Source organism: Vibrio rotiferianus CAIM 577 = LMG 21460 (assembly GCF_002741985.1).
Classification (GTDB): Bacteria; Pseudomonadota; Gammaproteobacteria; order Enterobacterales; family Vibrionaceae; genus Vibrio; species Vibrio rotiferianus.
This window is the reverse complement of record NZ_APHW01000097.1, coordinates 1-13271: the sequence shown is the minus strand read 5'-3', so window position 1 is coordinate 13271 and position 13271 is coordinate 1. Positions and strand designations below refer to the sequence as shown.

11 protein-coding genes are annotated in these 13271 nt (G+C 45.7%); 7 read left to right on the top strand and 4 right to left on the bottom strand.

Translation table 11 applies throughout. From position 1 onward, the window contains the following. Positions 1-610 precede the first annotated feature (610 nt). Complete coding sequence (locus tag B853_RS16695; protein WP_038883310.1) at positions 611-1483, top strand: patatin-like phospholipase family protein; 873 nt, start codon at positions 611-613, stop codon at positions 1481-1483. Positions 1484-1502: 19 nt separating this feature from the next. On the opposite strand, the gene B853_RS16690 is transcribed toward B853_RS16695, so the two are convergent. Beyond that, positions 1503-2192 (bottom strand): flavin reductase family protein, encoded by a 690-nt coding sequence (locus B853_RS16690; protein ID WP_038883322.1) that lies wholly within the window; start codon positions 2190-2192, stop codon positions 1503-1505. 76 nt (positions 2193-2268) lie between these two features. Further along, on the bottom strand, positions 2269-3750 hold the full coding sequence (locus B853_RS16685; RefSeq protein WP_038883312.1) for an FAD-binding domain-containing protein: 1482 nt from the start codon (positions 3748-3750) through the stop codon (positions 2269-2271). Between the two features lie 109 nt (positions 3751-3859). On the opposite strand from B853_RS16685, the gene B853_RS16680 reads away from it, so the two are divergent. Next, a complete protein-coding gene (locus B853_RS16680; protein WP_038883313.1) occupies positions 3860-4165 on the top strand; it encodes a DUF6482 family protein in 306 nt (101 codons plus the stop codon). Between the two features lie 57 nt (positions 4166-4222). Here B853_RS16680 and trhO read toward each other — a convergent pair whose 3' ends face one another. Next, positions 4223-5203 (bottom strand): oxygen-dependent tRNA uridine(34) hydroxylase TrhO, encoded by a 981-nt coding sequence (trhO, locus tag B853_RS16675; RefSeq protein WP_038883314.1) that lies wholly within the window; start codon positions 5201-5203, stop codon positions 4223-4225. 465 nt (positions 5204-5668) lie between these two features. Between trhO and B853_RS16670 the strand changes: the two genes are divergently transcribed. From B853_RS16670 to B853_RS16655, 4 genes are all read left to right on the top strand, one after another. Next, the gene (locus B853_RS16670; protein WP_038883317.1) at positions 5669-7927 is read left to right on the top strand and encodes a ribonucleoside-diphosphate reductase subunit alpha; all 2259 of its coding nucleotides are present in this window, start codon (positions 5669-5671) and stop codon (positions 7925-7927) included. A gap of 52 nt (positions 7928-7979) precedes the next feature. Further along, complete coding sequence (locus tag B853_RS16665; protein WP_005529517.1) at positions 7980-8912, top strand: ribonucleotide-diphosphate reductase subunit beta; 933 nt, start codon at positions 7980-7982, stop codon at positions 8910-8912. Between the two features lie 25 nt (positions 8913-8937). Beyond that, positions 8938-9180, top strand: a complete 243-nt coding sequence (locus tag B853_RS16660) for a glutaredoxin family protein (protein WP_172622598.1) — start codon at positions 8938-8940, stop codon at positions 9178-9180. Positions 9181-9702: 522 nt separating this feature from the next. Next, complete coding sequence (locus tag B853_RS16655; RefSeq protein WP_005441955.1) at positions 9703-10191, top strand: GNAT family N-acetyltransferase; 489 nt, start codon at positions 9703-9705, stop codon at positions 10189-10191. A 100-nt stretch (positions 10192-10291) separates the two neighbouring features. On the opposite strand, the gene B853_RS16650 is transcribed toward B853_RS16655, so the two are convergent. Continuing rightward, positions 10292-11587 (bottom strand): alpha/beta fold hydrolase, encoded by a 1296-nt coding sequence (locus B853_RS16650; RefSeq protein WP_038883318.1) that lies wholly within the window; start codon positions 11585-11587, stop codon positions 10292-10294. A gap of 256 nt (positions 11588-11843) precedes the next feature. Here B853_RS16650 and B853_RS16645 point away from each other — a divergent pair, with 256 nt between their 5' ends. After that, positions 11844-13010, top strand: a complete 1167-nt coding sequence (locus B853_RS16645; RefSeq protein WP_038883319.1) for a D-alanyl-D-alanine carboxypeptidase family protein — start codon at positions 11844-11846, stop codon at positions 13008-13010. The last annotated feature ends 261 nt before the right edge of the window (positions 13011-13271 follow it).

Sequence of the window (13271 nt, the reverse complement as noted above, 5' to 3'; positions counted from 1 at the left end):
CTGGTCTTAGCTCTATTTTACCAAGACTGATAGCGATAATCGTTATATGTACCTTGTCGGCATTACTAATAGTGATTGATTCGGAATGATACACACGGATTATTGGGAAAGAGTGATCCGCATACGGCTGTTTATTGCGGTATAAAATGAAATGTCAAATATTAGAACTTTATCCCGTAATTCTGATCTGAATTGGACATTTAGAGAATGTAAGAGTCTTGGTCTTGAATGTTAACTGGATTTTAACGAGGTTGACTTATGTTATTAACCTTAATTCGCTTGCTTGAAGTTGGACCATTCTTATAGTTGAGGGCATTGAGTTGTACCTAGGCTACCTCGAGATGCTTAGGGATTGTCACTGGTGTGTCATTTGGTAAAGAAATAGCATCGTCAAACAGCTTAGATAGATCGCGTCATTACGCCCGTAGGAAGCTGGAGTTATCTGTTACTTTGCCCATCGTAATCAAAGCTCCCAGAAGGTTTTGCACATTTAGTTTTCATAATCAGTATCAGATATACATAGACTTCCTCTATTTCAATAATAAGAATAACCAATTGTTGTTGTAGCACGAATTTCAGTAGTCTTTTTCGGGTATTTATTGGGGGAAATATGGCAACAAAAGCAATAGTCGTTGAAGGCGGAGCAATGCGTGGAGTTTTTGCTAGTGGTGTACTAGACGCATTCTTAGAACAGGACTACAAACCATTTGATTTTGCGATTGGCGTCTCTGCAGGGGCATCAAACTTAATCGGATATCTCACGGACTATCCGCACCGTAGTATCAATGTGATCACCAAGTTAGCAACCAGCAAACGCTTTTTTGATCCCACTCGTTTTTTGAAAGGAGGGGACTTGATTGACGTAAAATGGCTGTTTGAAGAGTCAAATCGTTTGTACCCAGTTGATGAAGCAAAGCTGTTTGACGGAATCCCTTTTCTAGCAACGACAACTAACGTTAATACAGGCAAGGCAGACTATTATCGTGTTAATCGTCATAACTTCCACAATGCGATGGAAGCGACGACTGCACTGCCTATTGCTTACAAACACACGCCATGTTTTTCCGGTGGTTGTTACACAGATGGTGGCGTGGCGGATTCTATTCCTGTGCGTGAAGCCCATCGTCGTGGTGCTCGGGATATCACGGTTATCCTTTCTCATCCATTGGCATATGAAAAGAAGCCAGTCAAAACAACGTGGTTGATGAAAAAGCTGTTTGCTGAACATCCCCAAATGGCAGAAGCGATGATGCATCGTTCGCAAAACTATAATGAGTCTTTAGAGTTCATTCGTAATCCGCCGAGGGGCACCAGTATTCGAGTCATCGCGCCACCGGATGAATTCAGTGTGCAGCGCTTATCAATGCGACAATCGGTATTGCTAGAAGGCTATGAAATGGGGCTTGAAGCTGGACGCAACCATTTGACTAACCGAGCTGGTGAGCTCGGATTGGACAGAGAAAACTGCCATTTTTGTATTTAGCTTTTGAGGCCTAAATAATTTAGTCCATATCAACTTCAAGCGCTCCCCAAGATGAAGGCTCTCCCTCTCTCGTTAGAGGGAATAAGCGAGAGTCTGGTTTGGCATAACTTAACCTATGCAGGCGTTGCGTGACGTGGTAGCTATCCAGCCCTGAAATGGTCACTAAGTCGAGTAGCTCTAGATCTAGGTAGCCATCGGGCATGATGGCTCTTTCAGGTGCATGCACCATCAACACTTCACCAATCAACATCTCTGTTTGATTGCTTTCAATTTTGATGTGCTCTCTCAACACTAACCCCATTTTTAGATTGCTCTCCAGAACAAATGGCGCAGGAAACGCATCATCGTAATACGGTGTGAGTCCCACTGCCTCGAACTCGGATATTTGCTTTGGATAGCGGGCGGAGGTCTGATGCGCTTTCTGGACGAAATCGACGCCGATGGCATTGATGGTGAAGTGCTTGGTATCGAGGATGTTTTCTAGCGTATGGCGGCGACTCTTGCGTGGACGGACAATAAAGCCGAACAGTGGCGGATATGAGCCTAAATGGATCACAGAACTTACGATAGCAAGGTTCTCTTGTCCTTCCCTGTCTCTTGTCCCGACCAGATTTGCGCTTTTATACCCTGCTAATGAATTGACGAGGCGAGTTCGCTTACGTTGTTCCATTGCCTTAATGTCGTGTTTTGAAAGAGTTACGTTATTCATATCTAAATATTGACGCCAGTCGTTGTGTCTATCGAGTATGTAGTGACAGTTTTTACGCATGCCCTTTTCTAGGCGATCAACTGGCTTTCTTTTTATTAGAAGGGCGGACGTGCTGAGATAAAATGCGTGTAGCTTCCATTTTTACGTCGGCACGTTTTCGCCAAGCCCACAATCGCTCTCTGGCAGCTTTCGCACTCGCTTCTACATCGACTATTGGGGCGAGGTATTTTGAGTCCGGTTCTAACTGGTACATCACGACTTCCATTGCGGTCATTTTCCAAGGCTCAAACAACAGTGGGGAAGGTACCTTCGCGAGCTCCGGAATCCATTTATGAATGAATTCACCATCGGCATCGTGTTCTTGTGCTTGTTTCGTCGGATTGTAGATACGGATGGTATTGGTGCCCGTCACTCCAGCCTGCATTTGAAATTGTGGATAATGGATGCCCGGCTCAAAGTCGAGAAAGAGCTGCGCTAGATGAGTTACGCCATCGCGCCAGTCCATGTTCATATGATGTGTTAAAAAGCTCACTAACATCGCACGCATACGAAAGTTGATGTATCCCGTGTGATGAAGGCAGCGCATACAGGCATCGACGAGAGGTATGCCAGTGGTTCCCTCCTTCCAAGCCTCTAGTCGGGTTTGGTCGTTGTTGCTCGCTTGGCGGAGCAAAGGGTCATAGGCTTGGTTCACACAGCGAAATTCCATCTCACATTCAGATTCAAATTTCTGCATAAAATGACAATGCCAATGAAGCCTTGAAGACAACGCAATTAGGCTGCGACGAAACCCCGTCACTTGCCAATGTTGCAAGAGGTTCTGATACACTTCTCGAAGCGAAATGTTCCCCCATGCAAGATAGGGAGAGAGGCGAGTACAGGCTGTCCGAGATGCCGTCGGGTTGGAAATACTGCGGTAATAATCTCGTCCTCGGCGTTGAAAAAAGTCTTCTAATGTTTGCCAAGCGAGTGAGCTCCCGCCAGTTTGCATGCCTTGTACTTTTTCCAACCAAGAAGAAGGGGGAGTAAAGGTGAAGCCTAGCGCGTCGATATCGAGGGTGATAAGAGAATCGCTTTCGAGCTCAACCTCTTCTATTGGAGCTCGCATAACGGTATCCCAATGTTTGTCCCAGCCGAATCGGTCTTTTGCGCCTCGCACAACTGCGCCATGTTCAAACTCATGCCATGGAATGCCTTGTACTTGAAGCCATGCTGATACTTGTTTATCTCTCTCAAACGTACAATTCAATCCAATTTCTTGATGGGAGAAAACGGCATTGATGTTGAATTGCTTTTGAATCGCACTCAAACAATCCCGAGCATTGCCAAACATTACTGAGACCTTTTGATCATGTTGAGTAAGCTGGGCGTCCATGTCTTGGAGTGATTGCCAAACAAAGCGCCAATGACGTTCGGAGTAATGTGGGTCATCCAACAGCATGGGCTCAAAAATATAGAGCAGCACTGTTGGATTCTCAGAAGATAGAGCGTGTTGCAAAGGTGCATGATCGGTCAGACGTAAGTCGCGTTTTAGCCACACTAAGTTGATTGTTTGCATCGGAGCCCTCACTGGTTTTCCGATTTCTACGCATGAGAGAGGCAAATTTCTCACTCGGTGATCGATTTTATTACGGTTGACGTAATGGCACGGAGCAAGGAGGTGCTTTATGTCTATGCCACTCAGTAAACTGGAAAAATTCTTCTATATCGACAAGCTTGTCATCCACTCTCTCGATCTCGCATTGTATCAAGTCTCGGTTCTAGTCGACGGAGAGGAGCATTTTGTTACAGACGATAAAGGGACGTTTTTAAGGGCGCATTCGATACTAGAGTTGCAAAAGCAATGTCGTAACTTGAAAGCGAACAAACAGATGCTTCGCCAGCAAAGTGCCTATGATGAAATGGTTGGGCAGCCAAGCAGGCGTGATACTAATGAGCTAGAAGTGTTGCTGAAAGACAACGAGCTCTATTGAAATTAGATAAAAAGGGGAGTAAATGCGAGCTAGGTTTGTTAGCTCGCACCTGAATAATTACGCTTGTTTACGTTGCGCGTCTTTCTTCGCCAGTTTTTCCGCGCGTCGTTGCTCACGTTGTTTGGCACTTTCACCACCGACGTGTTGTTCGCCACGAACCGCTGCTAACGATACTTGCTTTTCACGTTCGCGGAAGCGTGCTACTTGCTCGTCACTGTGTTTACCAAAACATTTCGGGCAGCTTACGCCTTGCTCAAACTGTTCTGATTGTTTGTCTTCTTCTGTGATTGGCAGTCGGCAAGCATTACACAAGTCGTAGTCTGCTTTTTCTAGCTGGTGGTTAACCGCAACGCGACCGTCGAATACGTAGCAGTCACCTTCCCACAAGCTTTCTTCTTCTGGTACTTCTTCAAGGTATTTCAGAATACCGCCTTCTAGGTGGTACACCTCATCAAAGCCCTGCTCTTTCATGTAAGCGGTCGACTTTTCGCAGCGAATACCACCCGTACAGAACATTGCGACTTTTTTGTGTTTCTCTGGATTCATGTTTTGTTTTACATAGTCAGGAAATTCACGGAATGTGTCAGTATTTGGGTTAACTGCGCCTTTAAATGTTCCGATCTCAATTTCATAGTCATTACGAGTATCAACCACAAATACTTCTGGATCAGCAATCAGATCGTTCCAATCTTGAGGCTTCACGTAAGTACCAACCACATGGCGAGGATCGATACCTTCAACACCCAATGTCACGATCTCTTTCTTTAGCTTTACTTTGGTGCGGTTAAACGGCTGAGTATCTGAGTACGACTCTTTGTAAACAATACCAGTAAGGCGAGGCTCGGCGTTTAGCCATGCAAGCAGTGTATCAATACCTTCGCGTTTCGCTGCAACCGTACCGTTAATACCTTCACTCGCCAGTAGCAACGTTCCATGTACACCGTGGGCTTCCATTAGGGCAAGCAATGGCTCGCGTAACTCTTGGTAGTTTTTCAGTTCCACAAATTTATACAGGGCGCAGACAACATACTGACTCATGATTATTCCTTACTTTAAAAGGTCGATGGTTCGACGACTCGATACCTAACAATTTTAGCGGCTCGGAGTATACCTGAGTAATTTAGTCGGAAATACGGACAAACTATGCGGATATTTTTAGTCATGTTGCCCCGGCGATTTTTTCAACAAATTTCAGCGCGTAGCATTGGAAATTAAAGGGCATGAAAATTTGAACCAGGTCACATTTGTTGTTCTTTTCTAGAAATGAACTAAGTTAATGAAAATTAAAGCTTTGTGGAAAACTTCATCACTTTATCACGTTTGCGGTGCTTGCCTCTGATTGCTGTTCCTATCGAGCTTGGTGTCAGTGTCAATATGTTTCCTTACCCTCTCCATCTTCAGTTCTAACTTTAAAAAAACTTTCTTGTAATGATAACTATTATCATCTAGATCTATTGCGTACATATGGTGCTCAATATTTAAACTACACACAAGATATAGATTATGGACGTTATAAAACGAGATGGACGGAAAGAAAAAGCCAGTCTAGATAAGGTGACTCGAAGAGCCGAAGCGCTGGCTGATGGACTAAAAGTCGAACCTATTGCGGTTGCACAACGCGTGGTAAGCGGTTTGTACGACGGCATCAAGGTGACGGAAATCGATGTATTCCTCGCTGAAACGGCAGCAAGCCTTGCGACGGAACATCCTGATTATGCCAAGCTCGCTGCTCGCGTGATGGTGAGTTCTCTGCAAAAAGAAACCAGCGGATACGCAACTGCAACACGTGAGCTCTCTGAAATCGGTATTCTTTCCGATGCTTACGTCGACTTTGTTGCCAAGAATCAGTTTGCGCTCGAAGACATGATTGACTACAAACGCGACTATCAGTTTGATTACTTCGGCTACAAAACTCTCGAGCGTTCCTACTTGTTGAAAGTAAAAGGTGTGGTGGTTGAACGACCACAAGATATGTTCATGCGTGTAGCGGTCGCTGTCGCGGGTGACGATCTTGAAGAAATTAGAGAGCTATACGATTTGCTCAGTCTTGGCTACTACACCCACGCTACACCAACGCTGTTTAATGCTGGCTGTAAGATGCAACAACTATCTTCGTGTTTCCTATTAGCGATGCAAGAAGATTCCATCAACGGCATTTACGACACCCTCAAAGATTGTGCGCTGATTTCTAAATCGGCGGGTGGCATTGGGCTACACATCCACAATATTCGAGCGACGGGTGCGCCAATTATTGGCACTAACGGTGTCTCGAATGGCATCGTGCCAATGCTGAAAGTTTTCAATGAAACGGCTCGCTATGTCGACCAAGGTGGCGGTAAGCGCAAGGGCTCGTTTGCGGTTTATCTGGAACCTTGGCATGCGGATATCGAATCCTTCCTCGATTTACGTAAAAACCACGGTAAAGAAGAGTTCCGCGCACGTGATTTATTCCTTGCTCTATGGGTGCCAGACTTGTTCATGGAACGTGTTGAAAACGACGCGGAATGGACTCTGTTTAGCCCACACAATACTAAAGGTTTGTCTGATTTATACGGTGCTGAATTTACTCAGAAGTACCAAGAATACGAGCGTATGGGCTTGGGGGTGAAGACCATCAAAGCCCGCCAATTGATGACGCAAATCATTGAGTCACAAGCCGAGACGGGTACGCCGTACATGCTCTACAAAGATGCGTGTAATGAAAAGTCGAATCAGAAAAACCTCGGCACCATCAAATCGAGTAACTTGTGCGCAGAGATCATGGAAGTCTCGACGCCAGATGAAACGGCCGCTTGTAACTTGGCGTCTATGGCACTGCCTAAGTTCGTTACAGACACGGGGTTTGATTTCGACAAACTTCACCAAGTCACCAAAGTTGCGATTAAGAACCTCGACCGCGTTATCGATGTGAACTATCACCCAACCGATAAGATTGAAAAATCAAACCACGCGCATCGCCCTGTTGGTTTGGGGATCCAAGGTTTGGCGGACGTGTTCTTCAAAATGCACCTTCCATTCGATAGCGAAGAAGCATTGCAGCTTAACCGTGACATCGCGGAAACCATGTATCACGCCGCCCTAGAAGCGTCTTGTGAAATCGCGGCGCAAAAAGGCACGTACTCCAGTTATGACGGCTCACCAATCAGTCATGGTCAGTTCCAATTTGATCTGTGGGATGAACAACCAAGCAGCCGCTGGGATTGGTCACAGCTCAAGCGCCAAATCGCAGAGCATGGTGTGCGCAACTCGTTACTGATTGCTCAAATGCCAACGGCGTCGACAGCGCAAATTTTAGGTAACAACGAAGCGTTTGAAGCGCAAACCAGTAATATCTATAAACGCCAAACCTTGTCGGGTGAGTTCATCATCATCAACAAACATCTGGTGAGCGATCTGGAACAGCGTGGTCTTTGGACGAGCAAAATCCGCGACGCCATTATTCTCAATAACGGTTCAGTACAAGGCATCGATGCCATTCCAGACGACCTGCAATCCGTGTATCGCACCGTGTGGGAAATCTCTCAGAAAGTGATCATTGATATGTCGGCAGCTCGTGCCCCGTTTGTTTGCCAATCGCAGAGCCTCAACTTATGGCTCGCATCACCAACGTTCGCCCAAATCAATGCGATGCACTTCTACGCGTGGAAACGTGGTCTGAAAACCGGCATGTACTACTTGCGTTCCAAGCCATCAACGAATGCGGTGAAAGTCACCGTTGGTCAGCAAAGCGAAGATGAAGATTGCCTAAACTGCGGCGCATAAACCTCTCTCGTCAATTAAAAAGATTCGCATCAACCGAAAGTAAGGAAACGGTATGATTGTTAAAAACAAATTTAGCTTGTTCCCCATTCAATACGAAGAGATTTGGCAAGCGTACAAAACTCACGAAGCGGCATTCTGGACCACAGAAGAACTCGATTTTGCTCAAGATCTTGCTGATCTTGCCAAGCTGACCGAAGGCGAAAAGCACTTCATTCGACATGTGTTGGCGTTCTTTGCTCAGAGCGAAGGGATGATCAACGAGAACTTATTGACTCGATTTTATGGTGAAATTGAAATCGCGGAAGCGCGCTGTTTCCTTGCTTTGCAGGCATTTAATGAAGTCATTCACGCAGAGACTTACGCACTGCAACTCGAAACTTACATTCCCGATGTTGAAGAGCGTGAGCGCTTGTTCAATGCGATTGAAAACGTCCCGACCGTGAAGCGTAAGGCGGAGTGGGTAATGAAGTGGATCTCCTCCGATAAACCATTGGCAATGCGTTTGATCGCCTTTGGTCTTGTGGAAGGCTTGTTCTTCGCTGGCAGCTTCTGTGCCATTTACTACTTCCGTAAACGTGGTTTGCTGGCTGGTTTGGCAGCAAGCAATGACTTGATTGCTCGTGACGAAGGGCTGCACTTTAGCTTTTCTGCGCTGCTATTTAAAACCTTAGGTCAAGGCAAGGTGACGCAACAAGAGTTTGAAGAGATTTGCCGTGAAGCCGTTTCAATTGAGAAAGAGTTTGTAACGGAAGCCCTACCAGTGGACTTGATTGGTATGAATGCTGAGCTGATGTGCCAATACATTGAGCACACTGCCGATGTTATCGCTGGTTTGTTTGGGTTCACCCCGATCTTTGGTGCGGAAAACCCATTTGATTACATGCGTTTATTGGACATGGAAGGAAAGACCAACTTCTTTGAAAAACGTGTTACTGAGTACAAACGACCTCAAGATCGCCAATTGAGTTTTGATGCGGATTTCTAACGGCAAGGAATAGCAGAGAAGAGTAATGAAAATAGAAATGTACAGCAAGGAGCAGTGCTCCCAATGTGAAACCGCAGCAATGTGGTTGCAAAATCAGGGCTTTAACGTGGCAACGCTCAAGTTGGATGTGGAGTTTGATCGGGAAACCTTGTTCGAGTTATTCCCAACCGCAAGAAGCTACCCGCAGTTTATGCTCGATGGCGAACCCATTGGTGATTTCAGTCGCTTAAAATCGGCACTCGCTTTTGAGCAAAGTGCCGCTTTCTAAATTAGGTATACCCAAGTAACCTCGAGATGCTAGGTTCAGCGAGACTGACTTGGTTTGTAGACGCGGCGGCGATTTAAAGGTTTAGTGGGTCTAAATCAAGAATCGGCAACAAAGTATACAAGCCAAGGCCCTTACCACTTGCAAAGAGTGCCCTTTGGGAGCGTGTCATTGACCCGCTTTTTTAATTAAACCAATGGCTGTGTCAAACAACTTGGAAATAGCTGGCTATTACACTGCGTTGTTTTCCTTGCTCTCGAATCAATGACAACGCTCTGAATCCTGCATCTTGAAGTCACTGGGTATAACCCCTTTTATTGAGAAAAGGGGAGTTTTATTTCCACTTAAATTTTGTGGATGTTCAAATTATCAGTAAAAACTCGTAAAACTGTTGAAAACGTACTCGACATAAATGGTCGAAATTTGTACTGTTGATTCGCTTCACATTCCTAAAACTTCTTATCCGATAATCAGTTGAAGCAAAGATCTGTGCTTGATACAGGTCGGTTGGCAAAGGAATTCAACATGCAACAGTTTCATATCAGAAGACTAAGAGAAGAAGACGTCCCACTGTTGAAAACGCTCTTGGTCGAACTCGACACCTCTCATTATAATGCTGAGCCAGATTTCTACCGTTCTCCGGAAGAAATGGCGCAGTTAAGGGAAGATCGCAACATATTCGATAAATATTTTGATGGCAGCATCACGGCTTTTATTGCTTGTTCTAACCGACAGGTGGTTGGTTTTATCTCTGGCACTGTGCGAGAGGTCAACTCGATTCTCTCTCCAGAAAGACGCGTCGGTTATATCAATGAGTTGGTGGTGTCTGAAAGCCATCGAAACTTAGGTATTGGTTTGTCTTTGATGGATAAAATCGAGAGCGATTTATGCAGCCAAGACATTGAAGAGCTCGGTTTAACCGTGGCGTCATTTAATCACGAAGGCGAAGATTTCTACCATAAGATGGGTTACCGCGTAATTACCAAAATGATGACCAAGCGAGTCAAAGACTAGCGTCGATTTAAACCTGAATCGAACCAAAAACGCCTCTCTATCTTGTGATAAAGAGGCGTTTTTCTATCTAGGTTTTTAGCGAATTCTGAGCGCTAGCTGCTTATTTCAACGTTGCTGCGGTTTGTTTACCCATCGCAATCAACTTGTCGAGAATACGCTCACCATCTGCGCGGAGACCGTTGTGTTCGTATTCGTTGGTGATCCAAGCTTTTGAGTTTGGCATTGCAGCGAGTGTTTCACGGCTAATGTCCATTTCCACAAACATATCGTCTGCATAGACAGCGCAACTCACAGGCACCTTATTGTTTGCCAGTTGCTGCGCATCGTATAACGGCGTCCAATCGGCTTTCTCTGCCAGTAATTCTGCAGCTTCTTTCAGTGGCTTTAGATTCACGTATTGATCGAACATCCAAGGGAAGACCATTTCTCCGGTGAAGTAGAACGGCTTGCCTTGTTCATAGTTGAACGCATCATGCTCTTGACGTACTCGGTGTGCGCTCCATTGAGAAGCAAACCCTTGGCAGTAAATCGACTCGTGCAGAATCGCGTAAATTGGATTGGTCTGGAAGTTTTGCTGCGCCAACATGTCGTTGAGGAATTCATAACGAAGCTGAGGTTTACCGTTCACTTCAATCAAGGCACTTTCTAGCCAATAGTAAGTTGGCAAGAAGGTGTCACTGACACCAAAGTTAATCCCAATTTGTTGGAACTGTTCGACAGTAAAACGCTGACTATTTGGCAGAAACTCTTCGTGCTCCAACAAGTGATTGGCAATGTTCTGGCATAGCTGCTGCGCTTGTGGGAATTGCTGGAAGAAGGCTTGGTTCTTCTCCATGGTGCGCTTGAATGTTGCGTGATACACATCATCCGCATGACGAGAAACCGAAGGCACACCGCCCGTAATGTAGCTTTGCAGTAAGCTGTTCGGGAACAACGATAGGTAAGTTAACGAGCAGAAACCACCAAAGCTCTGACCCAAAATCGCCCACTTATCAACGCCAAACTGTTCACGGATAAATTCCGCATCGCGAACAATGTTGTCTGCGCGGAAGTGGCTTAAGTAGTCTGCTTGTTGCGTCGGCGTGAGGTGCGCAAGCGTCTGGTGATTGATCACGCTGCTGTTGCCAGTGCCGCGTTGGTCGAGCAGTAGTACACGGTACTCACTCAATGCGCGTTTGATCCAGCCGTTGTTTCCGTTTGGACGAGGAGAAGGGAAGCCCGGACCGCCTTGAAAATACACTAACCACGGTTTGTCGGAGTCTTCATCGCCGACTAAACAAACGGAGCGAGCGAAGACGTTGATCGTACCTTTGCTTAGATCTTGGTAGTCCAGCGGCACTGTAAATGAATGGGGTGTGTAATGCAGTCCTGCGTCGATAAATGATTGAGCGTTCATTGTTATTATCTTTCCTTGTTTAAAGTTGCTTTACGATATCGAATTCCTTATTAGAAACAACCGATTTGTTGTAAGAACTCGATTTTTGACTCCTGAAAGGCAATCAATACTGAAACTCTTCGATCTTTCCGTGTTGGTATGCACTGAGTGAACTATGATCTGTTAGGTGAAGTTTGGAAATCACTGTCTTATCACCATCTTGATCAGTTCTTATGAAACGAGACATTTGGCGGTCATTGACCATGGAGGATGCTTGATGAACACGTCACTAACCCGAATTAAGCTTGCTTGTTTATTACTACAGATTTTTAGCGCACCCGCACTGGCGGTCGTAACGCCGAATCCGCCTCAGTTGCAGGCGAAAGGTTATGTGCTGATGGACTTTCAGTCCGGCGCCATCATTGCGGAGCAAAACGCGCGTGCTGGGTTAGCCCCTGCCAGTTTAACTAAGCTAATGACGGCTTATGTGGTGGGGCAAGAAATTAAAGCAGGGCGACTCAATTGGGACGACACTGTGACGGTGAGTGAAAACGCGTGGTCAGCTAAATTTCCTGACTCTTCTAAAATGTTCATTAAGCCAAAAGATGAGATTACCGTAGCAAACTTAATGCGTGGCGTGATTATTCAATCGGGTAACGATGCATGTGTCGCGCTCGCTGAACACGTTGCCGGTAGTGAAGGTGCATTTGTGGCGTTGATGAATGGCTGGGCTGACAAACTTGATTTGCAAGATACCTACTTCGTTAACTCGCATGGCCTAGATAGCGAGGGCATTCAAACCTCACCAACAGATATGGCAAAGCTGATGCAATCTATCATTAATGATGTACCAGCTGTCTACGCGCTCTACAGCGAAAAGGTGTTCAAGTGGAACAAGATCACGCAATACAACCGGAATAAGCTGCTATGGGATAACTCGATTGATGTCGATGGAGGAAAAACGGGGTATACCAGCAACGCGGGTTACAGTTTGGTTAGCTCCGCCAAAGAAGGAAAAATGCGTTTGATTTCGGTGGTGATGGGAACGCCGAGTAAACAGTCGCGAATCAGCCAATCGAAGAGTTTGCTCAACTATGGTTTTCGATTTTATGACACCAAACAAGTCGCGAAACAAGGGGAAGTATTATCGACAGTTAAAGTATGGAAGGGTGACGTAAGTGAGATCGAGTTGGGTTTTGCACAAGATGCATACCTCACGCTACCTCGCTCGTTGACTGCAGGGTTGGACAAAAGCGTAGTCGTAAATGAGCCGCTGATTGCCCCTATCGCGAAAGGGGATGTGGTTGGTAAAGTCGTGTGGAAGAGTGACGATAAAACAGTGGCGAGCTACCCATTGGTAAGTAACCAAGCAGTAGAAGAGGGCTCTTGGATTGGTAAGTTATGGGACAGTTTAGTGCTTTGGGTGAAGTCGTTGCTTAATTAGGGTCTGTTGACCTTTTGCGGTTAAATTTTGTTCGAGATAAAAGCGTTTTAATCGCGGCGAGAGGTTTGTAGCCTAGTTATTCTAAGCAAAATCCTCTCAACAAAGAGTAAAACGCTTTTAGCCGAACCCTTCGGGCAGCGTTTGTGGCTCCTTTCTACTGCGTTATCGGCTTATCAGGTAGGGCAACTACATTTCAAAGCCTCTGCCTTGCATAAAGAACCCACAAACTGCTGCAAAAATCAGCTCAAAARGTCAACAGAC